A 26,894-nucleotide genomic window follows, 5' to 3' on the forward strand; every position below is an offset into this window, starting at 1 on the left:
GGTTCTGCCCGGAACGCTTAAACATCACAGACATCATTCCTGGAAGGACAGAAGATGATCAACGGAGAAAGATCCATCGAGCGCCCGCTACGCTGGGGCATGGTCGGCGGCGGCCGTACCGGGCAGGTGGGCTACAAGCATAGAACCGGCGCCCAGCGGGACGGCACCTACCGGCTCATCTGCGGAGCCTTCGATCTCGACGCCGAGCGCGGACGCGACTTCGGCGCGAAGATCGGCGTCGCTGCGGACAGATGCTATGGCGATTATAAAGAGCTGATCGCCAAGGAGGCCGGGCGTGAGGACGGAGTCGAGGTCGTCTCGATCGCCACGCCGAACTTCACCCACTACGATATCACCAAGGCATGCCTGGAAGCCGGTCTTCACGTGATCTGCGAAAAGCCGCTGTTCTTCACCGTCGCCGAATGCGACGAGGTCGCGAGGCTCGCCGAAGAGAAGGGCCTGATCGTCGGCGTCACCTACGGCTTCACCGGCCATCCGCTGGTTCATCAGATGGCGGCGATGGTCAAGAAGGGCATGCTCGGCGATATAAGAATCGTCGACATGCAATATAGCCACGGCTTCAACGCGGGCGACGATGTCGGCGCCGGCGAAGCGGTGAAATGGCGCACCAATCCCAAGACCGCCGGCCCGACCTTCGTTCTCGGCGATATCGGCACGCACCTCTACTATCTCTCCGAAGTCGTGCTGCCGCATCTCAAGATCGAAAAGCTGCTCTGCGACCGCAAGGCCTTCATTCCGACCCGCGCGCCGCTCGAAGACCATGCGACCGTTCTCATGCATTACGACAACGGCGCCCGCGGCCGTCTCTGGGTGTCGTCGGTCAATGCCGGCAATATGGGTTCGCAGCGCTACCGTTTCGTCGGTTCCAAGGCCTCGATCGAATGGTCCGATGCCCATCCCGACCAGCTGATTTACGAAGTGCAGGGCGAGCCGAACCGCACCCTGCACCACGGCATGCCCTACCTCGAAGAGGAAAGCCTCGCGGCCGACCGCATGGGCGCGCTGCACACCGAAGGCCTCGGCGACAGCTGGGCGAACATCTACCTCTGGATCGCCCAGGCGATCGACGCAAAACGCCGCGGCGACGAGGCCTTCCTCAGGGGCCATCATTATCCCGGCATCGAAGCCGGCACCGAAGGCGTGCGCTGGCTGGAAAACTGCGTCCGCTCGGCGGATGCAGGTTCGGCCTGGGTCGAGTTCAAGTGATCCACCAGGGGGCGCGTCGGATCTCCTCCATCCTCCTCCCAAGGCGCGTCCCCAATCCTCTCTTTAGAAAGACTACGAGATGAAACTTTCAATCTGCACCGATGTCATGGGCAACCTTTCTTTCACCGACATGCTCGATAAATGCATCAAACTCGGTGTCGAGGGCATCGAGATGACCGGCGGCGGCTGGTCGCGCGCGCCGCATTTCCGGGCCGACGAATTGCTTGCCGACAAGGGGCTCCTGAAAGCCAGGCTCAAGGAAATCGAAGCCCGCGGCCTGGAGATTGCCGCCCTCAATTGCTCGGCAAATCCGCTCGATCCGGGCGAGATGGGCAAGCGTCACCGCAAGGAGATGGAGCAGACGATCCGTCTTGCCGGCGAAATCGGCGTCAAGACGATCGTGACGATGTCCGGCCTGCCGGAAGCCGCCCCCGGCGACAGCGTGCCCAATTGGCTCGTCTATACCAAGAGCTGGCCCGACGAAATGCCGGAGCGTGACCGCTACCAGTGGGAAGACCGCGCCTTTCCCCTCTGGCACGACCTGGTGAAGCTCGCGAAGGAGGTCGGTGTCGAGAGATATGCGCTCGAAAACTTCTCGGCAATGCTGGTCTGGAACCCGGAAACCCTGTTCCGCCTGCGCAACGCGGTCGGCCCGTCCGTCGGCATGAACCTCGACCCCAGCCATCTGTTCTGGAAGGGCGCCGATCCGATCGCCTCCGCCCGTGCTCTGGGCGATGCCATCCATCATTGCCATGGCAAGGATACCCGCATCGAGCGCGGCCTCGCCGACGTCAACGGCTTGCTCGAGCTAAAGGACGTCACCGACGTCGCCAACCGCAGCTGGAACTATGTCGCCGTCGGTGCCGGCCATGACCTGCAATGGTGGAAGGAGTTCTTCTCCGTGGTGCGCATGGTCGGCTACAACGATTGGGTCAGCCTCGAGATGGAAGACTTCACCATGTCGACGGATGCCGGCATCCAGTCCTCCATCGATGCGCTGCAGGCAACAATCAGCCGCTGATGGACAGGCGCGGGCGATGTTCGCCCGCGCTCTCTCTTGCATTCGTAGCTTCCTGTGAAGAGGCCGACGATGCCCAACCCGATCACCATGACCGAATTTAATACTATTGCGAGGAAACCGACATGACCAAGACATTGGACGTGATCACCATCGGGCGAGCCGGCGTCGACCTCTATGGGGCACAGGTCGGAGGACGGCTGGAGGATATGGGATCCTTCGAAAAATATATCGGCGGCAGTCCGACGAACATTGCCTGCGGCACGGCGCGACTGGGCCTCAAATCGGCACTGATCTCCCGGGTGGGCGATGAGCATATGGGCCGGTTCATCCGCGAGGAGCTTGCCCGGCATGGCGTCGATGGCAGGGGCGTCGTGACGGATCCCGAACGGCTGACGGCACTCGTCATTCTCGGGATCCGGGACGAAGAACGTTTCCCGTTGATATTCTACCGGGAAAATTGCGCCGACATGGCGCTTTGCGAGAAGGATATAGACGAGGCTTTCGTTTCCAGCGCCCGTTCGGTGCTGGTGACGGGAACACACCTCTCCCATCCGCGCACGGAAGCGGCCGTGCTGAAGGCGCTCGGCTTTGCGCGCAAGCATGGCGCCAAGACGGCTCTCGACATCGACTATCGTCCAAATCTTTGGGGTGTGGCCGGCCATGGCGAGGGGGAAAGCCGCTATGTGGCAAGCGGGCAGGTGACCAAAAAGCTCCAGACGACGCTTCATCTGTTCGATCTGATCGTCGGGACAGAGGAAGAATTCCACATCGCCGGCGGGACGACGGATACCGTGGCGGCCCTGCGCGCCGTGCGCGCCGTGACTGCGGCAACGCTCGTCTGCAAACGCGGCGCCAAGGGAGCGGTCGCATTCGAAGATGCGATACCGGACAATCTGGACGAGGGCATTTCGGGCGAAGGTTTCCCGGTCGAAGTCTTCAACGTTCTCGGCGCCGGAGACGGCTTTTTCGCCGGACTGCTGAAAGGTTGGCTTGACGGCGAAGATTGGCCGACCGCGCTCCGATACGCCAATGCCTGCGGCGCTTTTGCCGTCTCCCGCCACGGCTGCACGCCGGCCTATCCGTCACTTCAGGAGCTGAATTTCTTCCTTAAGCGCGGCATGACGCGTCCTGACCTGCGCAATGATGCCGCGCTGGAGCAGATACACTGGTCGACCAACCGGCATGGCGACTGGTCCGAGATGCGCGTCTTCGCCTTCGATCACCGGATGCAGCTCGAAAATATGACGGGTTACACGCCGTCGAAGGGCGGAGCCTTCAAGGAGCTTTGCCTTCAGGCAGCCCTGAAAGTGCAGAAGGGGCGATCCGGCTACGGGATCCTCTGCGACGACCGTATCGGCCGGCGCGCGCTCCACGCCGCCTCCGGCACCGGTCTCTGGATCGGCAGACCCTGCGAATGGCCGGGGTCTCGGCCGCTTAGCCTGGAGCCGTCGCTCGGTCCCGATTGCGGAGGACTTTTGGAATGGGCGCGCGAGAACGTCGTCAAGGTGCTCTGCTTCTGCCACCCGGACGACGATGACGCGACCTGGGACCGGCAACTGGCGGAAGTGCGGCGGCTTTACGTGGCGTCGCGCCGCAACAGGCTGGAATTCCTGCTCGAGGTCATCCCCTCCAAGGTCGCCAGGGTCACCGCGGATACGACCGCGACACTGATCCGCCGCTTCTATGCCGAAGGCATTTATCCCGACTGGTGGAAGCTCGAGCCGCTGGACGAACCTGAAGCATGGGCGCGGGTCTGCGCCGCCATCGAGGAAAACGATCGCCATACAAGAGGGATTGTCGTCCTCGGCTTGGATGCGCCCGAGGATGCGTTGAAGGCAAGCTTCGAGGTTGCCGCGCGCTTCCCGCTCGTCAAGGGATTTGCCGTCGGCCGGACGATCTTCGGCTCGGTCGCCCGAGGCTGGTTCGAGGGCTCGATCAGTGATGAAGAGGCCGTCGAGGAAATGGCGAAACGATATTCCCGGCTTTGCACGGTCTGGGACGGCGCGCGGGCGCGCGTGCAGGAGGCAGCAGAATGACAACGATACGACAGACAGCCGCGCAGGCCATGATGAAATGGCTCTCGGTCCAGATGACCGAGGATGGCGAGCGCTTCATCGAAGGCGTCTGGGCGATCTTCGGTCACGGCAACGTCGCCGGCATCGGAGAGGCGCTGCATGGGATCGGCGACGCCCTTCCCACATGGCGGGGCCAGAACGAACAGACCATGGCGCATGCGGCGATCGCCTATGCGAAGACACTGAAGCGCCGGCGCGCCCAGGCCGTGACATCGTCGATCGGCCCGGGCGCCACCAATATGATCACGGCCTGCGCACTTGCCCATGTCAACAGATTGCCGGTTCTTTTCATACCCGGCGACGTGTTCGCCAATCGCCGCCCCGAGCCGGTGTTGCAGCAGATCGAGGATATGAATGACGGAACGGTCAGCGCCAATGACTGCTTCCGGCCGGTCTCGGCCTATTTCGACCGGATCGCCCGTCCCGAGCATCTCCTGACTTGCCTGCCCCGCGCCCTGGCCGTCATGACCGATCCCGGCAGCTGCGGCCCCGTTACGCTCGCCTTCTGCCAGGATGTGCAAGCAGAGCACTACGACTACCCGGAAGCCTTTTTCGAACCGAAGGCGTGGCGCATCCGCCGTCCCGAACCGGATCCGCGCGAGGTCGCAGATCTTGCCGATGCGCTCCGGGCTGCGCGCAAGCCAGTCATCATTTCCGGTGGCGGCGTCATCTATTCGCAGGCCGAGGCCGAACTCGCCGCATTCGCGGAGAAGCACCATATCCCGTTTGTCGAAACGCAAGCCGGGAAGGGCGCCAACAGCTGGGAGCACCCGCTGAATTTCGGGTCGCCGGGTGTGACCGGATCGGCGTCGGCCAATGCGCTTTGCGCCGAGGCGGACCTCGTGCTCGGCATCGGCACGCGCTTCCAGGATTTCACCACAGGCAGCTGGGCTCTCTTCCGCAATCCCTCGCGCCGGCTCGCTTCGATCAACCTTGCCGGATATGATGCAACCAAGCATTCGGCATTGCCCTGCGTCGGCGATGCCAGGGTCACGCTGGCGCGCCTGTCCGCCGCGCTCGAGGCGTATCGTGGGCCTGGCATCGACGCCGGGAGCAGGACCGGCTGGCACCAAACGGTCGAGCGCGTGACGGCGGCGCCGGAAGCGGACGGGCCTGGAAACCTGCCCACCGATGCGCAGGTCATCGGCGCCGTGCAGCGGGTGGCGACGGAAAAATCCGTGGTCATGTGCGCGGCCGGCACCATGCCGGGCGCATTGCAGGTGCTGTGGCAATCGGCCAAGGGCGGATACCACATGGAATATGGTTTCTCCTGCATGGGGTACGAAGTGGCGGGCGCCATGGGCATCAAGCTCGCCCGCCCCGACAAGGAGGTCATCTGCTTCGTCGGCGACGGCTCCTACATGATGGCCAATTCGGAACTCGCAACCGCCGTCATGCGGCGGGTGCCGTTCACCGTCGTGTTGACCGACAACCGCGGTTACGGCTGCATCAACCGTCTTCAGATCGAGTGCGGCGGCGCCGCGTTCAACAACATGTACAAGGACTGCAATGTCGACGTGCAGCCCGAGATCGATTTTGTCGCGCATGCCGCCTCGATGGGCGCGCATGCCGAAAAGATAGGGTCCATCGCCGAGCTTGAGACACGCATCGTGGCGGCGCGGGAACGGAACATTCCGAGCGTTCTGGTGATCGACACCGATGCGGTTCCCGGAACCGACGCCGGTGGCCATTGGTGGGACGTTGCCGTTCCGCAGGTCGGCGGGCCGGAGCGGCTCGAGCAGGCCCGCGCGCGTTACAACGAGAATGCTCACAATCAACGTGCGTTTGACTGAAGGACAGGTGCTCCCGGCGGGCGTCTGCGGACGCCCGCGCTCAAAGATCAGTCTGGACACTATTATGGACACGTGTTCTATAAAATGGACAGATTTGACGGGAGCACGCCATGCATCTTTCCATGTGGACTTACCCCTGGGATATCCAGGACCAAGGGCTCACAGCACTCACCGCCGACCTTAGCGATCGTGCGGGCCTGACGACGGTCAGCCTGGCGACCTCCTATCATGCCGGCCGGTTCCTGCAGCCGCGGAGCCCGCAGCAGAAGGCCTATTTCCCCGAGGATGGGACGGTCTACTTCCGGCCGGATGAAAGCCTGTGGCAGGACAAGTTGATCCGGCCGCTGATGGCTGGGAATGTCACTAAGCGCGGCGACATGCTGGAAGCGCTCACCAAGGGGCGCGAGGCGACAGGCCTCAAGGTCTCCTGCTGGACGGTCTGCCTGCACAATACCCGCCTCGGCATGCTGCATCCCGATCACGTGACGCGGAACGCCTTCGGCAATCCCAACTATTACAATCTTTGCCCCTCCAGCCCGGCGGCGCGGGACTATGCCGTTACCCTTGTCCGCGACATCACGACCAACTACCGGCCCGATATGGTGGAACTCGAGAGCCCGAACTTCATGGGATTCGCGCATGAATATCATCACGAAAAAGACGGCGTCGGCCTGAACGCCGAAGACGATTTCCTGCTGTCGCTCTGCTTCTGCGACCATTGCACGGCGCGCGCCGAGAAAGCCGGTGTGCCGGTCGAAGGCGCACGCCGGTCGGTCGCGCGCTTCATCGCCGAACTTTGTGAACGAGCTGTCCCGGAACGGCAATTCCCGGATTTCCCGGCAGCCGGCATCGACGCCTTTCGTGACCAGCCTGATTTGCATGCCTATCTCACTTGGCGCAGCGAACCGGTGACCAGCCTGATCGGCGAGATCAAGGCGGCAGCCGATCCGGCAAGTCGCATCGTGCTCATCGATTTGAAGGACGGCTGGCTCGGCGGCGTCGATCTCGCCGCCGCCGGCAAGCTCTGCGACGGGGCGATCCTCTGCTGCTACGACATGGAGCCGGATGCCGTCGGCGATGTCATCCGGACCGGCCGGGCGGCAATCGGACCGGGCAAGTTCCTCGGGGTGGGCCTGCGCGTCTTCTATCCGGAGGTTGGCGGGCCTGAGATCCTGGCGGCACGCACCAAGGCCGCCGTCGATGCCGGCGCTGACGGTGTGAACTTCTACAATTATGGCCTCATACCGGCAAAGCGCCTCGACTGGGTCAAGGCAGCAGTCGACGCAATCACTTGAACAGATCAGCGTCCCTCAGGATGCGATGGGTTCGGCGACCTGGATCAGGCAGTCGCCGGCCTGGCTGTCGCAGTGCAGCCTGTGGGAAATGACAATACCGCTCTCGGCAAAGCGCAGCTCTTCCTCCGGCTGCTCCAGGCGTTCCAGATCATGATACCATCCGGCAAGCTCACCGGCGGCAACAGTGGCGCCGAGTGCCACGGCCGGCTCGAACCAGCCTCTATTGTTCGCATAGATGCCCTGGCTGTGGCGGGATAGCGAAAGCAGCTGCAACGGCCCGGGCTCGGTGAGCGGCATGCGCGACAGGACCGGACGCTCAACGATGCCGAGTGTGACGAGCAGCCGGTCGATTGCCGCCGCCGTGAAGGCCATTGTCTCAGGCGTTACGGTGCCGCCGCCGCCGAACTCGCCGGAAAGACCGACGGTCCCGGCCCTTGCCGCAGCCCCCATCGATGTCGGCGCCGTCGGCCCGTTGTCGGCGATGAAGGCATGCGCCGCCCCCATGGCGCGCATCAGCGAAACGGACCGTTCGAAGCGGACGGTATCGGCCTGCCGCTCGATCAGCGTGCAGGGCAGGTGGGCCATGGAGGTGCCGCCCGAATGCAGGTCGAGCACGACGTCATGGCGAGGAAAGAGCTCGTGTTCGAGGAAGTGCGCGAGGCGAGCCGTTGGCGAGCCGGTGGGATCGCCCGGAAACGCCCGATTGAGATTGCCGCCGTCGAAGGGCGAGCAGCGCTTGGCCGCCATCACCGCCGGCAGGTTCGCCATCGGCAGGATGGTGACGGCGCCGCGGATGTCGGCGACATCAAGCAGCCGCATCAGCCGGCCGAGCTGGAGTTCGCCTTCATATTCGTCGCCATGGTTGCCGGCCATCAGCAGCAAAGACGGCCCCTCGCCATTTTTCAGGCGAAGGATCGGAATGCGGATCTGATAATAGGGCGACCGGTCTATCGAATAGGGAATGGCGAGGTGGCCGGCCTGCCGGCCCTCGCGCGAAAAGTCGATCGGATTGACGAGACCGCTATGCATGATGTCTCCAGTGCGGGCAGTTGCAATGCCGTCAAAGGGCGGCGATCGCGGTCATTTCGACACGCAGATCGGGATCGGCAAGACGAGCTTCGGTGCAGGCGCGGGCCGGCGGGTTTTCGATGTCGATCCAGCTGTCATAGACGCTGTTCATCGCCTCGAAATCAACGATCGCCGGCAGGAAGACATTGACGGCGATGAGGCGCGAGCGATCGATACCGGCTTCTTTTAAAAGGGCGTCGATCTTGCCGAGCACGTCGCGGGTCTGATCCTCGATGCCCGCCTTGCGATTTTCCGCGACCTGGCCGGCAATATAGACGAGGCCGCCGTAGCTGACGGCTTGGCTCATACGCGAACCTTTCTGATAACGCTGGATCATAAGCGGGTTTTCCTTTTCTTGCTTTTGGAGGGAGAGGTCAGCCGAAGCTGGTCAGATAGGCTGTTGTCACCGAATGGTCCGGATCGAGGCCGTAAAGGATGGCATGCCGGTCGAGGCAGGTGCAGGGATGCGAGATGCCGTACTCGATAACGTCGCCCACCATGACGTCGCTGCCATCGGCAAGGGCCACGAAGGCGTGCTGATCGTTGAGGCGAAAGACGTCGGCGCCCATGAGATCGGCGAGATACACCCCATTGCGATAGAGCGCCAGCGGCCGCGGCAGGCCTTGGTCCATCGCCACGTCGCGCATGCCCATGCCGCAGATCGCCAGCCGCGGCTCCGGCCGCGATAGCACCTCGGCCCAGACCCGCAGCGCCGGACGGAAACCTGCGGCCGCCGAAACCATCTCGCCGCCGATGCGCAAGCCGCCGCGTGCATCGAGGCCGGCAAGGCCGCGCTCGTAGATGCCGTGATCGTGGAAGAAGATTGCGCCGCTGCGCAGCACCAGCCGGCAGGCGGGATCGGCCGCAACGGCGGCTGAAAGCCTGGCAACCACAAGGTCGAAAAAGACCGAGCCGCCGGCCGTGACGAGGAGCGGTCGCTCGTCGCCGATGCGGGCGCGCAGCTTCGGCAGGAAATCGGATGTCACCGCCATCAACGAGTCGATGCGACGCATCGTCTCTTCCGCGTCGGCGGTCGCCGCCGCTCCCTCATAGGCGGCGATGCCGGTCAGCCGGAAGGTCGGAGTCTCCACGGCAAGGATCGCCTCGAGAATTGCCTCGGCGGCGGCGGCGCTGCGGGCACCGGCGCGGCCGGCGCCGAACTCCACCAGCAGGCCGAGGGGCGGCAGATCGACACGCTCCTGCCATGCGGAGCGAAGAGCATCGACCAGCGCCATCGAATCCACGAAGACATGGAGTTCCGCATCGGGATAGTCGGCAAGCAGGGCCGCGAGCCGGCGGGCAGCGGCGGCCCCGCCGATCTCGTTGGCGAGGATCAGCCGGCGCTGTCCGGCCTTGAGCAGAACGGCCGCCTGACGGATATCGGCGACCGTCGTGCCCCAGGCGCCTGCTGCCAGAAGCGCCTCCGACAGCGCCGTCGACATCGGCGTCTTGGCGTGCGGCGCGATGTCGGCACCATGGCTCTTCACATAGATCATCATCAGTTCGGCATTGTCGGAGAAAGCCTGCCGGTCGAGCGAGATCAGCGGCAGGGCCATCCTGCCGTCATAGGGCTTCCATCCCTGCTTGCCGATTGCATCCAGCGGGAGCGGCGGATTGCCCGGCGGAAAGCCGCGCACCCGTTCGTCGATCAGCACGTTTTCCGTCGCGGTATGAAGATCAGACATGGCGACCCCTGCTGATGTCGGCCAAGTCGGCGATGCCGAGCCGGTATGTGTCATTGGCGGTGGCAAAGAACAGGGCGCGCTGCTCGTCGTAAGAGAGCTTTGAGGCGACCGCTCGGAAAACCTGGTAGACCTCGTCGAAAGAGGCATGCAGGCCCGCAACCGGAAAGTCGCTCGCGAACATGGCGCGGGCCGGGCCAAAACAATCGAGGCAATGCTCGATCACCGGCTGCAAGCTTTTGATCGTCCATTGGTTGTCGTAAGCGACGAGGTCGGAGATCTTCAGGCGCACGTTCGGCTCGTTGCCGAGCTCCCGCAGACCGCGGCGCCAGAGCGCCATGCCATCTGCCGTCCGATCGGCCGGGCTGCCGGCGTGGTTGAGCACGAAAAGCGTTTGCGGAAAAGCGCGCACCAGGTCGAGTGCCTCGCTCATCTGCCAGGGATAGAGCATCAGATCGAAGACCAGCCCGAGCCGCGTAGCGTGCGCTAGCCCCGCCCGCCAGGCGGGATCGCTCATGCGTTCTGCGCGCGGAGCAAAACTCTTCGCCGCGTCCGGATGCCAGCTGACGATATCGCGGATGCCGACGATATTGGGATTTTCCGCTTCCGCCTCGAGCAGGCGCATGGCGTCCGGCCCGTCGAGGGGCACGCGCGCGACATAACGGTGCGCCACGCCGGAGCTGCGGTCGAGACCATCCAGCCAGCGGCTCTCTTCCAGCGGATAGGCAACGGACCAGCCGGCCTCCACATGCACGGTTGCAACCACATTCTGGTGGGCAGCATCGGCGCGATAATCGTCGATGCCATAGTCGCGCAGGATCGTTGCGAGGCTTCCGAAAACCATCTCCTCGCCTGATGCCCGCGCCTTCTGCAGCCAGGGATGACGTTCCAGCTTAAGGTCCCAGAGGTGATGGTGCGGGTCGATCACCGGCCCGTCATAGAGCTCCGTCATCTGCGCGCCTCCCGGCCGGAAACGAGCAAAAGTGCGAGGATCAAGCTGCCGAACATGATCGACCGCCAGCCGGGGGATGCATTGACGACGGTGATCAGCGCCGTCGTCGTCACAAGCAGGATCGCCCCTGGAATGGTCCCGGCATAGGTGCCGCGGCCGCCGAGGATGGAGGTGCCGCCGAGCACCACGGCGGCGATCGAGGTCAGCAGATAGGGGTCGCCGATGCCGACATAACCTTGCCGGTTCATGCCGAGCACGAGAATGCCGGCGAGCCCTGCGAAAAAGCCCGACAGGGTATGGACGATCAGCGTGTTGCGCGTGACGCTGACGCCGGAAAGCCGGGCCGCCAGCGGGTTCGCCCCAAGCGCCAGGAAACGCGCGCCGATCGGCATGCGGTGGACGAGCAGCAGGACGACGATCGAGACGACGAGCCACAGAATGATGCCCGAGGGAATGCCGAGCGGCCGTGCCTGCCCGAGCAGAATCACCGCCGGGTTGCTGACGGTGACCGCGCTGCCGCCGGCGACGATGACGAGTAGCCCCTGCAGGAAGGTCGCCATGGCAAGCGTCATGATGATCGGCGGCACGCGAAGATAGGCAGCCCCGGCGCCGTTCATCAGGCCGATGCCGGTGGCGATGGCAAGGGCGGCCGCGATGCCGGCAAGGCCGGTCGGGTCCCAGGCGGGCGAAATAAGCGGCAGCAGGATCGCCGTGACTGTTATGACCGCGCCGACGGACAGATCGATGCCGCCCATCAGGATAACGAGCGTCTGGCCGGCGGCGGCAATGCCGATCACCGCGGCGAGTTCGAGCAGGTAGCGCAGGTGGCCATAGGCGCCGAAACCACGCAGCGAGACGCTTGCGACGATCCAGACGAGCGCGACCAGAAGGAAAGTCAGCAGCGGCGGGCTGCGGAACGCGGATCTGATCATGTTCATCGCCTTGCCCTCCATTGGCCGAGAAGTTCCGGCACGGCGACCGCGCCGACGATGATCAGCCCTTGCGCGACATATTGGGCAACCGGCGGGAAGCCCAGGAAGAACATGACGTTGATCATCACCGAGAGCAGCAGGCTGCCGCAGATCGCGCCGCGCATCGTGCCTTTGCCGCCGAGGAAACCCACGCCGCCGAGCACGGCGGCGGCGATCGAGTTCAGCGTGAAGGGTGTGCCGATCACGGGATCACCCGACCCGGTCTGCGCGGCGACGAAGAGACCGGTCAAGGCTGCAAGAAGACCGGACAGCGCGAAGGCTGCGACCTTCACCCGTTCGACCGGGACGCCGGAGCGGAATGCGCCGACCGGATTGTCGCCGGCCGCGTAGATGCCGAGGCCGAGCGGCGTTGCGAGAAAGGCCTTCCAGAGCAGGAGGATCACGATGAGCAGCAGGAAGGCGACGGGCGTGTGGCCGGCCAGCATCGTCGATAGCCAGTCGGGAATGAACCCGCCCGGCCGCGGCAGCAGGATGAGCGCGACCCCGCCGATGATGAAGGAGCCGGCGAGCGTGACGATAATTGCGGGAAGCCTCAGATAGGTGACGATGATGCCGATGACGGCGCCGATCGAAAGACCGGCGAGGGAGACCGCAAGAATGCCGCCCGGCACGCCGAGCACGCCTTCCATCGTCGTCGCGGCGATCACCGCTCCAAGACTGACGAGCGGGCCGATTGCCAGCGTGATGCCGCCGTTCAGCATGAGCAGCGCCTGCGCCATAGTGACGAGCGCGAGCGGGAACCAGTTCTGCGTGAACTTGGAGAAGCCGGTGATGGAAAGGATGCCGGGAAAGAGCAGCGCATAGAGGATGAGAAAGGCGGCAACGACCAGATAGAGGCCGGCAAGGCCGCGGTTGCGGCGGAGCTGGATCGAGCCGTAGAGCCGGGATGACGAACTTGTGCTCATGCCGCCTCTCCCTGCGTCGTGGTGGTGATGCCCATGGCCGCGCCGACGATCGCTCCTTCGCTGATTTCATCCTGCGACAGCGACGCTGCGACGCGTCCCTCGCGCAGAACCACGACACGGTCGCAGAGATGCACGAGCTCCGGCGTATCGGAACTGGCCAGAATGACGAGCCGCCCCTCGGCGGCAAAAGCGCGGAGCATGAGATAGATTTCTCGCTTGGTCTCAATGTCGACGCCGCGCGTCGGATCGTTGAGGAGCAGAACGGAGGGATCGAGCGGCAGCCATTTGGCGAGCGCCACCTTCTGCTGGTTGCCGCCGGAAAGCGCCTGCACCGCGCGGGCCGTGTCGCCCTTGATCGTCAGCCGGCGCGCGAGATCGGCGACGAGGCCGTTTTCCGCCGGCCGGTCGCGTAAGCCCTTGCGGGCGAGCCGTCCGAGCGAGGGCAGGATGAGATTGGATGCGATGGAGTGGGGCAGCACCAGCCCCTCATGCTTGCGGTCGGCTGGGACATAGACGATGCCGGCGGCATTCGCTTCGCCGACATCAGCGGGCAGGGCGGGTTTGCCGGATACCTCCGCCCGACCGGCCGAGGCTGGAATCGCGCCGTAAAGGCCGAGCAGCAGGTCTTCCTGCCCTTGTCCCACGAGCCCGCCGATGCCGACGATCTCGCCGGCACGGGCGGAGAAGCCGATGTCACGCACCATGCCGGCGGAAAAACCTTCGACGCTGATGCGCATCGCGCCGGGTGCCGTGACCGAGCGCGGCGGGAACAGGTCGCCGGTCTCGCGGCCGACCATCAGGCGCACCAGGCCCTCGCCGTCGATGCCGGACAGCGACTGGTCGGTGGTGACCAAGCCGTCCTTCAGCACCGTGACATGCGAGCAGAGCGCCTGCACCTCATTGAGGCGATGGGAAATATAGAGGAGTGCCGTGCCGCGGTCCCTCAGCGTCTCGATCAGGCGGGCAAGGATGCCGGCTTCGTGCGCCGAAAGCGACGAAGTCGGCTCGTCCAGGATCAGCACGCGTGGCTTGCGGAACAGCGCCTTGGCGATCTCCACCATCTGACGGCGGCCAAGCGCGAGGTCGGCGACCGGCATGTCGAGCGGCTCGGTGAGCCCCACCATGTCGCAAACGTCCCGAACGCCGCGATGAAGCGCTCTGTAATCGATGAGACCGAACCGGCGCGGAAAGGCGCCGAGCCCGATGTTTTCGGCAATCGAGAGACTGGCCGTCAGGCTCAGCTCCTGCTGAACAACGGCAATACCGGCCGCGCGCGCAGCCGCCGGGCTGAAACGCCCGACGGGCTTGCCGTCGACGAGGATGGAGCCGCAGTCCGGCTGGAGAGCGCCGGACAGGAGGTTGATCAGCGTGGACTTACCGGCGCCGTTTTCGCCGAGCAGGGCGTGAACCCTGCCCGGCAGAAGGGCGATATCGACGCCCTTCAAAACGGGATTGCCGAAAAATCCCCTGAACACCTGCCGGGCTTCCAGCAGGGGTCTTTCTTCCGTCATGACGGCTTTCCTCAACGCGGGGATTACTTGGTGGCAAGCAGCTTGTCGAAGAGCGCCTTGTCGTAGTCCGAGTAGATATAGCCGTCAGCCGGGAACTTGTCGGCGCGGGCGAGATAGCTGCCGATCGTGCTGTCGTCGATGACAGGCAGCGGCACCTTGACGAAGGCCGGAACGTCCTTGCCTTCCAGCGCCTGCACGGCGGTGTAAACGGAAAGCGCGCCGAGCCAGTTGGGCTGCATGGTCGCCCAGCCCTTCAGTCCCTTCTCCTTCCAGAGTTCCAGGAACTGCCTGGCGTTTTCGCCTGTCGTCGGCACCTGGTCGCGGCCCTGGCGCTCGAAGGCCAGCACCGAGCCAGCCGATAGTGCGCCGCCGAGCGACAGCACGCCGTCGATTTCGGGGTTGGCGAAGAGCAGGCTGGTCATCGCTTCCTGTGCCGGGGCGACGTTATATTCCGTGTTCGTCTCGGTGATCACCTGGAGACCGGGATTGGCATCGAGGACCGGCTGGGCGCCCTTGCGGCGGTCATCGCTCACCGAAATGCCGGCCGGGCCGTTCATGATGATGATCTTGCCCTTGCCGCCGAGCTGGCTGACCATCCACTTGGCAGCGGTCGCGCCCCATTCGTTGGAATCGGTGTTGATCTTCGCCGTCACCTTGTCGGTGTTAACAAGGCTGTCGAAGTTCACGACGGCGATGCCCTTGTCGCAGGCATCTGAAATGACGCGGTCGAGCGCGTTGGAGGAACCGGCGATCACGACGATGGCGTCGACATTGGCGTCGATCATCGACTGGATATGCTGGATCTGCGTCTGGGCGTTGCCCTGCGCGTCCGTGATCATCAGGTCCTTCACCAGGCCCGCCTTCTTCAGCTCCTCCACTTCAGCCGTGATGGTGCCTTCGGTCTGCTTCATCCAGGTCGGCACCGAATAGATGTTCGCCCAGCCAATCGTATAGGGCGCCTTCCTGTCACCCTTGATGCAATTGGCGGCGGCCGAGGCCGTACCGGCCGAAAAGACGAGGAGTGCCGCAGCTGCGGCAGCGCCCGCAAGAAGGCGGCGGCGCAGCGAAGCGGAAATGCCGTTTTCAAGATTCTTCATGTCGATCCCCTTTTTTGTGTGCGGCAGCGTTAACGGCTTGCCATCAATGTCCAATATATCGTACATGTGATCTATATACCGGACGAGGTGATCTTATGCCGATTTTTTTGCCTCGCAAGAGGGGTGCAAAAATTTCATTCGCGACGAATGACGGGATCGATTGACAGATGCGGCAGACGGCTTGAAAAGCTTGGCCGGACAAAAAGGGATCGATAGCAATGGATGCAGTTCAGGACGAAGCAGCCGGCAAACGCGCCCGAGGGCTCGACCGCGCTTTCGAGATCCTCGATTTCCTGCGCCAGAAACGGCAGGCCCTGAAGCCGAATGAAATCGCCGCGCAGATCGGTGCGCCGCGCTCATCGGTTTACGAGCTCGTCAACCTGCTGCTGCAGAATGGCATCCTGGAATTCACCGGCGGCGAGGGGCGTGTCTATCTCGGCCGCAAACTGTATTTCCTCGGCGCAGCCTATGAGAACCATTTCGACTTCACCCGCGAATGCGAGGCGGCGCTGGAACAGCTTGCCGACGAGACGCGGGAAACGGCGCAGTTCTGCATGCTGGATGGAAACAGATACACCGTCGTCCGCATGCGCGAAGGCGCGCGCCCCTTCCGCATTTCGACGGATGTCGGGCAGTCGGTGCCGATCCCGTGGACGGCGTCGGGCCGCCTGCTCGTCGCACACCTGTCGGATCAGGACATCCTGAACTTCATTCCGCCGCAGGATTTTCGCCTGCCGAACGGCGAATGGCTCGAGCCGCAAACCTTCATCGCCGAGGTACGCCAGGCCGAGCGTGAAGGTCTCTTCACCTTCAACAGCATCGTCGACAGCTTCACCCACTGTTTTGCCGTACCGGTGCGGGGCGAGGAAGGCCATGCAGCCGCAACGCTCTGCCTCGTCACGCCACGCGACGATGGCATCGCCAACCGCGACCGCTACCTCGACTGCCTGAAAAAGGCCGCCGCCGGCCTCGACCACGCTCCGACCCGGCCAAAACGAGGCTGATGCCTGAGCACATGGAGGCATTGATCTCAGGTGGCACGGACGTTCGTGCGCAAGCCGCCATTCCGTTGCATGCTCGTCAAGCCGGATCCTGCTCGCTCCGGCGGTGCTGCAGGCGGGCATAGGACGCTAAGAAGACCTATTCCTATTTGTCGTCTCAGCCGGCTCTTCGCCACGCCCGCAGATCCCACCTGCCGGTCCGCGCCCGCATACCCGGGATAGTCGCCCCGACCGTTGATTTCCGATTTCACGCCAAACCGAGAAATCTATTCACCCTTCCTCCGAAACTATGAAATTCAGTTTCTCTATAAATTCTATGGAGAACTTATTTTAGCAACCCAACAGCCAATTTAATACTTGGCCCTGGGGAAGACCGGGCTGTTGACGGAAACCGGAGAGGACGCGAAATGACACGGAAAATCAGGCTTGGAGCATTTCTTCCCGGTGGCGGACAGCATGTTGCGTCATGGCGGCATCCCGACCAGCCGGCCGACGGCGCGACCAGTTTCGAGTTTCACAAACGTCTTGCCCTCACAGCTGAGCGTGGCCTCTTCGATGCTTATTTCCTCGCCGACGGGCTGGCTGTCGGTTTCGGCGGTGCGCGTGAAGGCGGCAACGCCCGCGTGGCCGGCTTCGAACCCGTGACGTTGTTCTCGGCCCTTGCGCCTTTCACCACCCATCTCGGCTTTATCGCCACGTCCTCGACCACCTACGAAGAGCCTTACACAACCGCCCGCAAATTCGCCTCGCTGGATCTGATCTCGGAGGGCCGTGCCGGCTGGAATGTCGTCACCACGACGGGCGACCTAACGGCGCAGAACTTCAACCGCGATACGCAGCTTCCGCATGCAGACCGATATCGCCGCGCCGCCGAGCACGTCGATGTTGTCCGCAAACTCTGGGAAAGCTTCGAGGACGACGCCTTCATTCGGGACAAGCAATCCGGCGTGTTCTTCGATCCGGCGAAACTGCACGACACCGATCATCGCGGCGAACACTTCAGCGTGCGCGGTCCGCTCAACGTCTCCCGATCGCCGCAGGGGCATCCCGTCATCGTCCAGGCAGGGCAGTCCGAAGATGGACGCGGGCTCGCCGCAGCAACGGCCGAGGTCATCTTCACCGCCCATCAGCATATTGAAACTGCCCAGGAGTTCTATCGGGATATCAAGGCACGCGCCCGCGCTCTCGGCCGAAACCCCGATCATATCCTCGTCATGCCCGGCGTATCCGCTTTCGTCGGCAGGACCGAGGCGGAGGCACGCGAGAAATACGACCGACTGACCTCGCTCATCGTCGAAGAGGACGGGATCGGCCTCCTCAATGGCCTGACCGGCGGCACGCTCGACCTGCACGGCTATGACCTCGACGGGCCTCTGCCGCCGGCGCCGCCGACGGAAGGCATGAAGAGCCGACCGGCCCTCATCCGTCAGATCGCCGATGAAAACAACTTCACCATCCGCCAGCTCTATCAGTGGATCGCCTCCGCCCGCGGTCACTACACCATCGTCGGAACCCCCGAACAGATCGGCGATACGCTGCAGAAATGGTTCGAGAACGAAGCTGCCGACGGCTTCAACATTCTGCCGCCCTGGCTGCCGACGGCGCTCGACGATTTCGTCGATCTGGTCATCCCGGAACTGCAGCGCCGCGGCCTGTTCCGGACGGCCTATGAGGGCAAGACGCTTCGGGAAAACCTCGGCCTGCCTTTCCCGACCAATCGGTGGGCTGCAGGACAAGCAGCTCTCCAGGCAGCAGAGTGAGGAGCGGTCGATGTCCTATGAAATCAACCAGGTTCTTCCGCGAAGCTTCGGCCGCCTGAAGAGCAGCGAAAGCAATATTTCCACTCTCGCCTCGCATCTGCGCGGGGTGCTCGCATCGCTTTTGCCGCGCTACGGCCTTCTCATCGGCTTCCTCGTGTTCTGGCAGGTGTCGAGCACCAGAGGCTGGGTCAATCCCGCCATCTTCCCGCCCCTGGACGTTATCCTGTCCGCTCTTTGGACCAATCTTGCCAACGGCGCGCTGCTCGATGATATCGCCATCAGTCTGCAGCGATCCGGAACCGCCTTCGCTTTTGCCGTGGTGATCGGCATTCCGCTCGGCCTGTTCATGGGCCAGGTTCGTGCGGTCGAACAGGCGCTCGATCCGATCCTGCAGCTCTTCCGCCAGACCTCGGCGCTGGCGCTCTACCCGGTCTTCATCCTGCTGCTCGGCCTCGGCGAAACATCGAAGATCTTCGTGATCTTCTGGGCCACACTGTTTCCGGTGCTGCTCGCCACGATCGGCGGCGTCAAGGAAGTGGACAAGAAGCTCATCGAGATGGCGCGGACCTATGGCGCCGGACCGCTGACCATCTTCCGCCGCGTCATCCTGCCGGCGTCGGTACCGGCGATCTTTGTCGGCCTGCGTCTTTCGGCGACGACTGCGCTTCTGCTGTTGATTGCCGCCGAGATGATCGGCGCCAACAAGGGCATCGGCTTCCAGGTGATGAATGCCCAGTACAATTTCCAGATCCCGCTGATGTTTGCGGCGATCCTTCTGCTCGCCTTCCTCGGGCTTGCCGCCAATGCCTTGCTCGTTCTCTTGCAGCGCCGTCTCTGCCGCTGGTCTCAGCCGAGCCGCTGACCTGCTTTCCCGATTTTCCTCTTCCGAAAGGTCCCACCAGATGACATTCCATCCCCGCCACCTTCTCCTGCCGGCAGTGATCGCTCTCGGCCTAACCTCACCCGCCGCGGCGGCCGATACGGTGAAGCTGCGCTATCTCGCCAGCCAGGGTGGTCTTGCCGCCCATGAACTCGCTGCCGAACTCGGCTATTTCGACGGAACGGGCATCACGCTCGAAAATGTCGGCTACGCCCAGGGCGGCCCAGCCTCCTTGATCGCTCTGGCATCGGGTGATGTCGAGATCGGCAGCGCCGCAACTTCCGCCGTCCTGAATTCGATCATCGGCGGCAATGACTTCGTCGCGGCCTATCCCTCAAACGGCATCAATAACGAGGTGCAGTCGACCTTCTACGTGCTGGAGGACAGCCCGATCAAGAGTATCAAGGACATTGCCGGCAAGAGCATCGCGGTCAATACACTCGGCGCGCATCTCGACTACACCATCCGCGAAGCCTTGCATTCCGTCGGCCTGCCGGCGGACGCAGCCAATCAGCTTGTCGTTCCCGGGCCGCAGCTCGAGCAGGTGCTGCGCTCCAAGCAGGTCGATATTGCCGCCTTCGGCTACTGGCAGACGACCTTCGAGGGAGCTGCGCTGAAGAATGGCGGCCTGCGTCCGATTTTCGACGATACCGACGTGCTTGGAGACATCGCCGGGGGCTTCGTGGTCTTGCGCCGTGATTTCGCTCGCGAGCATCCTGAAGCTGCAAAGATATTCGTCGAGCAGTCGGCTCGTGCTCTCGATTACGCCCGCGAGCATCCGGAGGAAACCAAGAAGATCCTGGCCAAGGCGCTCAGCGAGCGTGGTGAGAACGCTGATATCGCACAGTACTTCCGAGGTTATGGGGTGCGCGCCGGCGGCCTGCCGGTCGAGCGCGACATCCAGTTCTGGATCGACGTCCTGGTTCGCGAAGGCAAGCTGAAGCAGGGCCAGCTGGCCGCCAAGGACATCCTCTTGACCGTCGACGCCAAGCCGGCAAGCAACTGAGGAATGATGATGAGCATCGCTGAGGACACGCGTCGCGGGGAGGTGACGATCCGTCACCTTTCCAAATCCTACAGGTTGAACGGGACACCTCTACAGGTTCTCAGGGATATCAACCTCCACGTCCGCTCCGGCGAAAGCCTCGCCATCGTCGGCGCCAGCGGCTCGGGCAAGACGACCCTGCTCAGAGTTCTGGCAGGTCTTGAGGATTCCGACACGGGAGAGGTTCTCGTCGATGGAAAGGCGGTGCGAGGCGTCGGCACAGAGCGCGCCGTCATCTTTCAGGAACCGCGCCTTCTGCCCTGGCTGACCGTGCTCGACAATGTCTCCTTCGGGCTGGAAACTAGCGGCCTGTCGCGTGAGCAGGCGAGGGGGCGGGCGCGCCATTATGTCAAGCTCGTCGGCCTGCAGCAGTTCGAGGCTGCCTATCCCCGGCAGCTGTCGGGCGGCATGGCCCAGCGCGTCGGCATCGCCCGGGCTCTGGCCGTCCAGCCCGAGATCCTGCTGCTCGACGAACCGCTCGGCGCGCTCGACGCGATGACCAAGATCGGCATGCAGCAGGAACTCGCACGGATCTGGCGCGATGAGGATGTGACGACCATTCTCGTTACCCATGATCTCGAGGAGGCGATCTACCTGGCCGACAGGATCCTGATCCTGCCACGGGAAAGGGGCGGCGAGCCGCGTCTGATCGAAATCGATCTGCCCCGTCCTCGCGACCGCAGCGCACCGGAATTCGTTCGACACCGCGAGGAGTTGCTGAACCTGTTCGGACTGCACTGAAGTCTTCAAGCATCAGCGCGCGCCGCATGAGACCTGATCCATGCGGCGCGCGGCAGTAGCAGTAGCGATGCGGAGGACGCCCGCGGACCGCTACCGCGACTTGCTCTTGGAGCCGGCGGTGAGATACGGACGCCGATCCAGTTCCGCCGACCTGTAGGAACTGCGCAGCCGCAGCAGATCCTTGCGGGCGATCAGGCCGCACAATTTCCCTGAGGTCGGATCGACGATCGGAATGCGTCCGTCGCCGGTCGACAGCATCAGATCGGCGATGAACGCGACCGTATCATCGGGATGCCCCACCGGAACGGAATCATCCGTCACGTTTTCCGCAAGCGTCTGACTGGCGAGGTTCGGATTCCCCTGCCAGAGCAAAGCGTCGGCTCTCGATACGACGCCGGCTAGCCTGCCTGCTGCATCGACCACCGGATAGATCCGGTGCGTTTTCTGCTGCGAGGCGAAGAAATCGCACGCTTCTCCCACAGTCATGGTGACGGGAAGCGTATCGACATCGCTGATCATGATCTCCCTTGCGCGCGACAGTTCGAACGGGTCGACGCCATATTCGCGGGTGATGTGCTGGCCGCGGCGGGCGATCTTCTCGGTGAGGATCGAGCGGCGCAGCAGCAGGACCGTGACGGCATAGGCCACCACGGTTGCCGCAAGCAGCGGAACGAGCGTGCTGACGTCACCAGTGATTTCCATCGCAAAGAAGGTTCCCGTCAGCGGCGCACGCATGGTTCCGCCCATCATCGCCGCCATTCCGAGCAGCGCCCAGAAGCCGGGATCGTTGCCCGGCATGACAAGGCCGACCAGCCATCCGAGAGCCCCGCCGAAGATGAGAAGTGGCGCGAGGACGCCACCGGAGGTGCCCGACGACAGGGCAAACAGCCAGATGATGGTCTTCACCAGCAGGATCGACATCACCGCCGGGGCGAGCAGCCGGTTGTTGAGCAGGCCATCGATGATGTCGTAGCCGACGCCCATTGCCCGCGGTTCGATCAGGCCGCCGAGACCGATGACGAGACCGCCGAGTGCCGGCCACCACATCCAGTGGATCGGCAAGGCTTCGAACAGGTCCTCGATCCGGTAGAGCAGCGTCGTCAGCAATCCCGATTGCAGACCGGAAATGATCCCCATCGCCGCGCAGGCAAAAATACCCCACCAGGGCAAGGCCACCTGGAAGTGGGTCGGGAACAGCGGGCCTACACCGAACAGCAGCGGACGCCAGCAGATCGACACGCAGGCGGCAACGGCGACCGGAATGAAGCTGCGCGGCTTCCATTCGAACAACAGCAGTTCGACCGCCAGCATGACCGCGGCGATCGGCGAACCGAAGATGGCCGTCATGCCGGCGGCCGCACCAGCGACGAGCAGCGTCTTCCGCTCGGCAGCGCTCATGTGAAAGAATTGCGCGAACAGCGATCCGATCGCACCGCCGGTCATGATGATCGGCCCCTCGGCGCCAAACGGGCCGCCGGTTCCGATAGAGATTGCCGACGACAGCGGCTTGAGGACCGCGACCTTCGGCGACATCCGGCTGCCACCGATCAGGATGGCCTCGATCGCCTCGGGAATGCCGTGGCCGCGGATCTTCTCCGACCCGAAACGGGCCATCAGTCCGATGACAAGTCCACCCAGCGGCGGAACCAGCACCACCCACAGCGAGCGTGGCATGGCAGCCAGAGAGGCGGGCTGGATGCCGATCTCCCCGAACCAGATGACATTCGTCACCAGCGCGATGAGGCTGACGAGACACCAGGCGGCAAACGCGCCGGCGGTGCCGACAATGATGGACATGCCGACCAGGAGGAGGACCCGCCTGTCGGTGGTGAAATCGCCGGCCTCGCGCCGGGAAAGACCGCCGGTGAAATCGTGCGGCCGGTTGTTTGGTGGATGCTGCGCCATGGAAGCCTCTGCTACGCCGGAATGGATACGCTTGAGGCGCGTCAATATATCGTGATACGATATAAATCAATGGGTGAAAGCATGAAGGCGAAAATGTCCCATGAAGATGCCTCACTTGACCGGCTGGCGACTGCCCATCTATTCGATGATGGCGGCATGGGCTGCCGACCCTGGCAGCCGTTGCGGCAGAGGAGAAGTGCTTTGAAGAAGACCGCGCCGCCGCTGAGGCAAGAGGATTACGAAGCTCTCGCCGACCTCCGATTCGCCCTTCGCCAGTTCATGGACTTCAGCGCCTCTGCCGCCCAGTCGGAAGGATTGCCCCCGCAGCAGCATCAGGCCCTTTTGGCGATCAAGGGACAACGCGGCGAAGCCATGACCATCGGCATGCTGGCCGAGCGGCTGATCATCGCGCCGCATACGGCGACCGAGCTTGTCGGGCGGCTGTCGGATGCCGGACTGGTCGAACGTCATGCCGATCCGGCCGACAGGCGCCGCCAGACGGTTCTCCTGACGGACAAGGCGGATGCGCTTCTGACGCGACTGAGCGCCGTCCACCTTTCGGAAATCAGGGAGATGGCCCCGAAGTTGATCGACCTTCTCCTTGAGCTCCAGAATACGGCGGCGAAAGCTGAATAGCATTGCGGCGGCGTAACCGCCTTGCCGCCTCAACCCAAAAGCGTCTTCTTGAGCCGATGGATATGGGCGGCGCCGATACCGCAGCAGCCGCCGATGATCGTCGCACCGGCCTCAGCCCAGGAGCAGGCATAGCGCGAATAGGCATCGTCATTCAGATCGTTGCGGGTCTCATGCAGGCCTTCATTGGCGGCTGCCTCGCCTTGCTCCCCTTCGAAGGCATTGGCATAGACGCCAATTTCGATGCGCGCGTCCATTTTCCGGAACACCCGCGCTGCCGTCTCCACCGCTGCCTGCATGACCTCAGGCTTGCTGCAATTGAACAAGAGGGCTTCGGCGCCCGATGAAGCCACCCAGGATGCCGCCTCCTCGACCCTTTCTTCGGAGCGCAGCTTCGGTTCGCCGCCCCTTATGGCTGCCTCGTCATCGGCCAAGGTGAACGAAATCCAGAACGGTTTGCCTGATGTCGCCACCGCCTTGCGGACAGCCTCTGCCTCGGCAATCAGGCTCAATGTCTCGCCGAGCCATATATCGACGAAGGGAGAAAGGTTTTCGACAAGCACATCGAGATAATCCTGCACCCGTGAAGGCTGAAAGTTCTGCGGCTCGTATGAGCCGAAGATCGGCGGCAGCGAGCCGGCAACCAGCACCTTGCGATCCGTGGCCGCATCGGCCGCCTCGCGCGCCAGGCGACCGGCGAGACGGATCAGCGCCGCTCCCTCCTTCCAGAACCGGTCCTCGCCGATATGAAAGGGCACGAGCGCATAGCTGTTTGTCGTAACGACCTCAGAGCCAGCGACGATGAATTCCTGGTGTACCCTACGGACGATATCCGGCGCATTGATCAACGCCAATGCCGACCATTCCGGTTGTTTCAGCTCGGCGCCCAGCCGCAACAGTTCGCGGCTCATGCCGCCATCGAGAATTCGCATCGTGCTCATGAAGAGGTCTCCATTCATACTGTCGCGCCGTCAGCGGCGGCGGGCTTTTGCATAACAAGGTGGGCGAGATGTACGTGGTTCGTGCGTGAAGGAACTCATGACCAGTCTCTTTTCCCGTCGGCCTAGCGGCGAACCGGCACCTGCGCTTCGAGACGTCGGAAGACGCGGGCGATGACGGCGGTCAGGGCGAGATAGAAGAAGGTGACGACCAGCAGCGGTTCATAGACGAGCAGCGTGTCCTGCCGAACCTTGTTGGCCACGGCATAGAGATCCATCACCGTCACCGTAAAGGCGAGCGGCGTCGCCTTGAGCTGCATGACGATCTCTCCTGCAATCGTCGGCAGGGCGATGCGAATGGCGCGCGGCAGCCAGATGCGACGGATCAGCATCCCGGGCGACAGGCCGAAGGCCCGGCCGGCTTCGAGCTCGCCCTTGGGAACGGCAAGCAGCGCGCCGCGCAACACCTCTGCCTCATAGGCTGCGTAGTTCAGGGTAAAACTGACGGCGGCGAAGAAGAAGCCCTCGCGCAGAATCGGCCAGAACAGGCTCTGGCGGATGCCGGGGACTATCGGCAGCAGCGAACCCACCCCGTAGTAAAGAAGCCACAGCTGTATCAGCAGCGGCGTACCGCGGAAGAAGGTGCAGTAGCCACGGGCGAGCAGCCGCGTCAGTCTGCCGCCGCTGACCTGCGCAAAGGCGAGGCCTATGGCGAGGACGAAGCCGAACACCACGGAGATCACCAGCAGGCAAACAGTCTGCCAGGCGCCGGTCAGAAGCAGCGGCCAGTAGGAAGAGATCCAGGTGAAATTCATGGGGCGCTTTCTTCAGGCAAGACGCGGCTGCCCCCGCCGTACCCGTCCCTCGATCAGTTTGAAGACGACGTTGGAAACAAGCGTGATGGCGAGATAGAGAAGGGCCGAAGCAAGGAAAAAGACGAAGTAATGCTTGGTGCTTGCCCCGGCAAGACGGGTGGCGAGCGCCAGTTCCTGGTAGCCGACGACTGCCACCAGCGCGCTGTCCTTGGTGACCGACATCCACAGATTGGCAAGACCCGGCAGCGCGTTTGGCAGGAGCGCCGGCAGCAGGACCCGGCGGAACCTCAGCACCGGCCCCATGCCGAAGGCCTTGGCGGCCTCGATCTGACCGACGGGAATGGCAAGGATCGCGCCTCGCAGCACCTCCGTCATGTAGGCACCCTGGACGAAACCGAGCACGGCGACGGCCGCGACGAAGCCGTTCACATTGACCGGCGGCAGCTCCAACGCGGCGAGCAGCCGGTTGAGGCCATCGGTGCCGGCATAATAGAGCCCGACGATCAGGATCAGCTCGGGAACGGCGCGGATCAGCGTGGTATAGAGATCGAGCAGCAGGCGCAGGATGCGATTGCCCGAAAGCTTTCCCAGCGCGCCGCCCGTGCCGAGCAGCAAGCCGATCGCGAAAGCGCAAGCCGAGATGGCAACCGTAGAGACCGCACCTGCCAAAAGAACGCCGCCCCATCCCGGAGGATAGGGAGACAGCAGGTCCAGAATACCTTGTTGCGTGGTCGCCATCGTTGCGGCTGCTTACTTTGCGCCGTAGATGTCGAAATCGAAGTATTTCTTATTGATGGCGTCATACTGGCCACTGGCACGGACGGCAGCGATCGCCGTGTTCAGCTTGGCCTTCAGCTCTGTGTCTTCCTTGCGCAGGCCGCCCGAAACGCCGGCGCCGAGAATCTCCTTGTCGTCGGCAACGTCGCCCATCTTGGCGCAGCAATCCTTGCCGCCTTCGCTTTTCAGGAAAGCGTCGAGCGCCAGTGAATCGCCGAAGACATAGTCGATACGGCCGGAGGCGAGATCCTGGAACGCTTCGTCGAGCGTTTGGTAGGTCTTTTCCTCGGCAGCCTCGGCGAAATACTTCTTGTAGTATTCCGACTGGATCGTCGACACCTGGATGCCGATGGTCTTGCCTTTCACGTCCTCGGCAGTGGCGCCCGGCTTCTGGTCCTTGGGGCCGATCAAGGTGCTCGGCGTGTTGTAATATTTATCGGTGAAGTCGATCACCTTCGAGCGTTCCGCGGTGTTCGACATCGACGACCAGATCACGTCGAACTTCTTGCTCTGGAGAGCCGGAATGAGACCATCCCAGGAAATTTCGACGATCGAGCATTTCTCTTTCATCTCCTCGCACACAGCGTTCATCAGGTCGATCTCCCATCCCTGCCATTGGCCGGAGGCATCCTTGGCGAAGAAGGGCGGATAGGATTCGTTCATGACACCGAAGCGGACCTCGGCCTGTGCGGTGACGGCAGAAAGCACGAGTGCCGCGCCGGCAAACAGTGTGGGGAGCAGTTTCATTCGCAGGATTCTCCTGGTTTGTGTTGGCGATGAG

At 63.3% G+C, this 26,894-nt stretch carries 24 protein-coding genes; 11 read left to right on the forward strand and 13 right to left on the reverse strand.

The window, feature by feature from the left end; translation table 11 throughout:
* Positions 1 to 54 precede the first annotated feature (54 nt).
* The 5 genes from HX898_RS23875 to HX898_RS23895 all read left to right on the forward strand — a co-directional run bounded on the left by HX898_RS23875 (position 55) and on the right by HX898_RS23895 (position 7,411).
* Positions 55 to 1,227: a Gfo/Idh/MocA family oxidoreductase gene (locus HX898_RS23875; RefSeq protein ID WP_138334722.1), complete on the forward strand. Its 1,173-nt coding sequence runs from the start codon at positions 55 to 57 to the stop codon at positions 1,225 to 1,227.
* Positions 1,228 to 1,306: 79 nt separating this feature from the next.
* The gene (locus HX898_RS23880; protein WP_138334721.1) at positions 1,307 to 2,248 is read left to right on the forward strand and encodes a sugar phosphate isomerase/epimerase; all 942 of its coding nucleotides are present in this window, start codon (positions 1,307 to 1,309) and stop codon (positions 2,246 to 2,248) included.
* Positions 2,249 to 2,370: 122 nt separating this feature from the next.
* Complete coding sequence (iolC, locus tag HX898_RS23885) at positions 2,371 to 4,284, forward strand: 5-dehydro-2-deoxygluconokinase (protein ID WP_180195934.1); 1,914 nt, start codon at positions 2,371 to 2,373, stop codon at positions 4,282 to 4,284.
* Positions 4,281 to 6,116, forward strand: coding sequence for a 3D-(3,5/4)-trihydroxycyclohexane-1,2-dione acylhydrolase (decyclizing) (gene iolD, locus HX898_RS23890; protein ID WP_180195935.1), 1,836 nt, complete (start codon positions 4,281 to 4,283; stop codon positions 6,114 to 6,116). The genes iolC and iolD overlap by 4 nt, the downstream gene beginning before the upstream one ends.
* 110 nt (positions 6,117 to 6,226) lie before the next feature.
* Positions 6,227 to 7,411: a hypothetical protein gene (locus tag HX898_RS23895; RefSeq protein ID WP_180195936.1), complete on the forward strand. Its 1,185-nt coding sequence runs from the start codon at positions 6,227 to 6,229 to the stop codon at positions 7,409 to 7,411.
* A gap of 15 nt (positions 7,412 to 7,426) precedes the next feature.
* Here HX898_RS23895 and HX898_RS23900 read toward each other — a convergent pair whose 3' ends face one another.
* The 8 genes from HX898_RS23900 to HX898_RS23935 are packed head-to-tail and all read right to left on the reverse strand — an operon-like array spanning position 7,427 to position 15,618.
* Positions 7,427 to 8,440 carry a succinylglutamate desuccinylase/aspartoacylase family protein gene (locus tag HX898_RS23900; RefSeq protein ID WP_180195937.1) on the reverse strand — a complete coding sequence of 338 codons (1,014 nt, stop codon included), beginning with the start codon at positions 8,438 to 8,440 and terminating at the stop codon, positions 7,427 to 7,429.
* Between the two features lie 31 nt (positions 8,441 to 8,471).
* Entirely contained in the window at positions 8,472 to 8,816 is a 345-nt protein-coding gene (locus HX898_RS23905) for a RidA family protein (RefSeq protein ID WP_028755790.1), read from the reverse strand.
* A gap of 37 nt (positions 8,817 to 8,853) precedes the next feature.
* Complete coding sequence (locus HX898_RS23910) at positions 8,854 to 10,164, reverse strand: alanine racemase (protein WP_180195938.1); 1,311 nt, start codon at positions 10,162 to 10,164, stop codon at positions 8,854 to 8,856.
* On the reverse strand, positions 10,157 to 11,113 hold the full coding sequence (locus HX898_RS23915; RefSeq protein WP_180195939.1) for an amidohydrolase family protein: 957 nt from the start codon (positions 11,111 to 11,113) through the stop codon (positions 10,157 to 10,159). Before HX898_RS23915 ends, HX898_RS23910 begins: the two co-directional genes overlap by 8 nt.
* Entirely contained in the window at positions 11,110 to 12,051 is a 942-nt protein-coding gene (locus tag HX898_RS23920; RefSeq protein WP_180195940.1) for an ABC transporter permease, read from the reverse strand. The genes HX898_RS23915 and HX898_RS23920 overlap by 4 nt, the downstream gene beginning before the upstream one ends.
* On the reverse strand, positions 12,048 to 13,010 hold the full coding sequence (locus HX898_RS23925; protein WP_180195941.1) for an ABC transporter permease: 963 nt from the start codon (positions 13,008 to 13,010) through the stop codon (positions 12,048 to 12,050). The genes HX898_RS23920 and HX898_RS23925 overlap by 4 nt, the downstream gene beginning before the upstream one ends.
* Positions 13,007 to 14,521 (reverse strand): sugar ABC transporter ATP-binding protein, encoded by a 1,515-nt coding sequence (locus HX898_RS23930; RefSeq protein WP_180195942.1) that lies wholly within the window; start codon positions 14,519 to 14,521, stop codon positions 13,007 to 13,009. Before HX898_RS23930 ends, HX898_RS23925 begins: the two co-directional genes overlap by 4 nt.
* A 23-nt stretch (positions 14,522 to 14,544) precedes the next feature.
* Positions 14,545 to 15,618 carry an ABC transporter substrate-binding protein gene (locus HX898_RS23935; RefSeq protein ID WP_032999069.1) on the reverse strand — a complete coding sequence of 358 codons (1,074 nt, stop codon included), beginning with the start codon at positions 15,616 to 15,618 and terminating at the stop codon, positions 14,545 to 14,547.
* A gap of 218 nt (positions 15,619 to 15,836) precedes the next feature.
* On the opposite strand from HX898_RS23935, the gene HX898_RS23940 reads away from it, so the two are divergent.
* The 5 genes from HX898_RS23940 to HX898_RS23960 all read left to right on the forward strand — a co-directional run bounded on the left by HX898_RS23940 (position 15,837) and on the right by HX898_RS23960 (position 21,045).
* The gene (locus tag HX898_RS23940) at positions 15,837 to 16,622 is read left to right on the forward strand and encodes an IclR family transcriptional regulator (RefSeq protein WP_012760654.1); all 786 of its coding nucleotides are present in this window, start codon (positions 15,837 to 15,839) and stop codon (positions 16,620 to 16,622) included.
* A 404-nt stretch (positions 16,623 to 17,026) separates the two neighbouring features.
* The gene (locus HX898_RS23945) at positions 17,027 to 18,379 is read left to right on the forward strand and encodes an LLM class flavin-dependent oxidoreductase (protein ID WP_180195943.1); all 1,353 of its coding nucleotides are present in this window, start codon (positions 17,027 to 17,029) and stop codon (positions 18,377 to 18,379) included.
* A gap of 10 nt (positions 18,380 to 18,389) precedes the next feature.
* Complete coding sequence (locus HX898_RS23950) at positions 18,390 to 19,241, forward strand: ABC transporter permease (protein ID WP_130721200.1); 852 nt, start codon at positions 18,390 to 18,392, stop codon at positions 19,239 to 19,241.
* A 40-nt stretch (positions 19,242 to 19,281) separates the two neighbouring features.
* Positions 19,282 to 20,265 (forward strand): ABC transporter substrate-binding protein, encoded by a 984-nt coding sequence (locus tag HX898_RS23955; protein ID WP_113544853.1) that lies wholly within the window; start codon positions 19,282 to 19,284, stop codon positions 20,263 to 20,265.
* Between the two features lie 9 nt (positions 20,266 to 20,274).
* Positions 20,275 to 21,045 (forward strand): ABC transporter ATP-binding protein, encoded by a 771-nt coding sequence (locus HX898_RS23960; protein ID WP_138334707.1) that lies wholly within the window; start codon positions 20,275 to 20,277, stop codon positions 21,043 to 21,045.
* A 90-nt stretch (positions 21,046 to 21,135) separates the two neighbouring features.
* Here HX898_RS23960 and HX898_RS23965 read toward each other — a convergent pair whose 3' ends face one another.
* Positions 21,136 to 22,950, reverse strand: coding sequence for a chloride channel protein (locus HX898_RS23965; protein WP_180195944.1), 1,815 nt, complete (start codon positions 22,948 to 22,950; stop codon positions 21,136 to 21,138).
* Positions 22,951 to 23,151: 201 nt separating this feature from the next.
* Between HX898_RS23965 and HX898_RS23970 the strand changes: the two genes are divergently transcribed.
* Positions 23,152 to 23,586 (forward strand): helix-turn-helix domain-containing protein, encoded by a 435-nt coding sequence (locus tag HX898_RS23970; protein WP_171600046.1) that lies wholly within the window; start codon positions 23,152 to 23,154, stop codon positions 23,584 to 23,586.
* Between the two features lie 29 nt (positions 23,587 to 23,615).
* On the opposite strand, the gene HX898_RS23975 is transcribed toward HX898_RS23970, so the two are convergent.
* The 4 genes from HX898_RS23975 to HX898_RS23990 form a co-directional block, all read right to left on the reverse strand.
* Positions 23,616 to 24,524, reverse strand: a complete 909-nt coding sequence (locus tag HX898_RS23975; RefSeq protein WP_180195945.1) for a homocysteine S-methyltransferase family protein — start codon at positions 24,522 to 24,524, stop codon at positions 23,616 to 23,618.
* A gap of 122 nt (positions 24,525 to 24,646) precedes the next feature.
* A complete protein-coding gene (locus tag HX898_RS23980) occupies positions 24,647 to 25,336 on the reverse strand; it encodes an ABC transporter permease (protein WP_138334703.1) in 690 nt (229 codons plus the stop codon).
* A gap of 12 nt (positions 25,337 to 25,348) precedes the next feature.
* Positions 25,349 to 26,074, reverse strand: a complete 726-nt coding sequence (locus tag HX898_RS23985; protein WP_033184140.1) for an ABC transporter permease subunit — start codon at positions 26,072 to 26,074, stop codon at positions 25,349 to 25,351.
* Between the two features lie 12 nt (positions 26,075 to 26,086).
* Positions 26,087 to 26,860 carry a transporter substrate-binding domain-containing protein gene (locus HX898_RS23990; protein WP_180195946.1) on the reverse strand — a complete coding sequence of 258 codons (774 nt, stop codon included), beginning with the start codon at positions 26,858 to 26,860 and terminating at the stop codon, positions 26,087 to 26,089.
* Between the last annotated feature and the right edge of the window lie 34 nt (positions 26,861 to 26,894).

The organism is Rhizobium sp. WYCCWR 11128 (assembly GCF_013416305.1).
Taxonomy (GTDB): Bacteria; Pseudomonadota; Alphaproteobacteria; order Rhizobiales; family Rhizobiaceae; genus Rhizobium; species Rhizobium indicum.

What these genes read in the sequence shown, in the direction of transcription:
- HX898_RS23920 (WP_180195940.1), bottom strand. Translation starts at nt 12,051, where the DNA reads ATGAACATGATCAGATCCGCGTTCCGCAGCCCGCCGCTGCTGACTTTC.
- HX898_RS23905 (WP_028755790.1), bottom strand. Translation starts at nt 8,816, where the DNA reads ATGATCCAGCGTTATCAGAAAGGTTCGCGTATGAGCCAAGCCGTCAGC.
- HX898_RS23935 (WP_032999069.1), bottom strand. Translation starts at nt 15,618, where the DNA reads ATGAAGAATCTTGAAAACGGCATTTCCGCTTCGCTGCGCCGCCGCCTT.
- HX898_RS23880 (WP_138334721.1), top strand. Translation starts at nt 1,307, where the DNA reads ATGAAACTTTCAATCTGCACCGATGTCATGGGCAACCTTTCTTTCACC.
- HX898_RS23965 (WP_180195944.1), bottom strand. Translation starts at nt 22,950, where the DNA reads ATGGCGCAGCATCCACCAAACAACCGGCCGCACGATTTCACCGGCGGT.
- HX898_RS23990 (WP_180195946.1), bottom strand. Translation starts at nt 26,860, where the DNA reads ATGAAACTGCTCCCCACACTGTTTGCCGGCGCGGCACTCGTGCTTTCT.
- HX898_RS23960 (WP_138334707.1), top strand. Translation starts at nt 20,275, where the DNA reads ATGAGCATCGCTGAGGACACGCGTCGCGGGGAGGTGACGATCCGTCAC.
- HX898_RS23975 (WP_180195945.1), bottom strand. Translation starts at nt 24,524, where the DNA reads ATGAGCACGATGCGAATTCTCGATGGCGGCATGAGCCGCGAACTGTTG.
- HX898_RS23925 (WP_180195941.1), bottom strand. Translation starts at nt 13,010, where the DNA reads ATGAGCACAAGTTCGTCATCCCGGCTCTACGGCTCGATCCAGCTCCGC.
- iolD (WP_180195935.1), top strand. Translation starts at nt 4,281, where the DNA reads ATGACAACGATACGACAGACAGCCGCGCAGGCCATGATGAAATGGCTC.
- HX898_RS23945 (WP_180195943.1), top strand. Translation starts at nt 17,027, where the DNA reads ATGACACGGAAAATCAGGCTTGGAGCATTTCTTCCCGGTGGCGGACAG.
- HX898_RS23940 (WP_012760654.1), top strand. Translation starts at nt 15,837, where the DNA reads ATGGATGCAGTTCAGGACGAAGCAGCCGGCAAACGCGCCCGAGGGCTC.
- HX898_RS23980 (WP_138334703.1), bottom strand. Translation starts at nt 25,336, where the DNA reads ATGAATTTCACCTGGATCTCTTCCTACTGGCCGCTGCTTCTGACCGGC.
- HX898_RS23985 (WP_033184140.1), bottom strand. Translation starts at nt 26,074, where the DNA reads ATGGCGACCACGCAACAAGGTATTCTGGACCTGCTGTCTCCCTATCCT.
- HX898_RS23910 (WP_180195938.1), bottom strand. Translation starts at nt 10,164, where the DNA reads ATGTCTGATCTTCATACCGCGACGGAAAACGTGCTGATCGACGAACGG.
- iolC (WP_180195934.1), top strand. Translation starts at nt 2,371, where the DNA reads ATGACCAAGACATTGGACGTGATCACCATCGGGCGAGCCGGCGTCGAC.
- HX898_RS23915 (WP_180195939.1), bottom strand. Translation starts at nt 11,113, where the DNA reads ATGACGGAGCTCTATGACGGGCCGGTGATCGACCCGCACCATCACCTC.
- HX898_RS23955 (WP_113544853.1), top strand. Translation starts at nt 19,282, where the DNA reads ATGACATTCCATCCCCGCCACCTTCTCCTGCCGGCAGTGATCGCTCTC.
- HX898_RS23895 (WP_180195936.1), top strand. Translation starts at nt 6,227, where the DNA reads ATGCATCTTTCCATGTGGACTTACCCCTGGGATATCCAGGACCAAGGG.
- HX898_RS23875 (WP_138334722.1), top strand. Translation starts at nt 55, where the DNA reads ATGATCAACGGAGAAAGATCCATCGAGCGCCCGCTACGCTGGGGCATG.
- HX898_RS23950 (WP_130721200.1), top strand. Translation starts at nt 18,390, where the DNA reads ATGTCCTATGAAATCAACCAGGTTCTTCCGCGAAGCTTCGGCCGCCTG.
- HX898_RS23900 (WP_180195937.1), bottom strand. Translation starts at nt 8,440, where the DNA reads ATGCATAGCGGTCTCGTCAATCCGATCGACTTTTCGCGCGAGGGCCGG.
- HX898_RS23930 (WP_180195942.1), bottom strand. Translation starts at nt 14,521, where the DNA reads ATGACGGAAGAAAGACCCCTGCTGGAAGCCCGGCAGGTGTTCAGGGGA.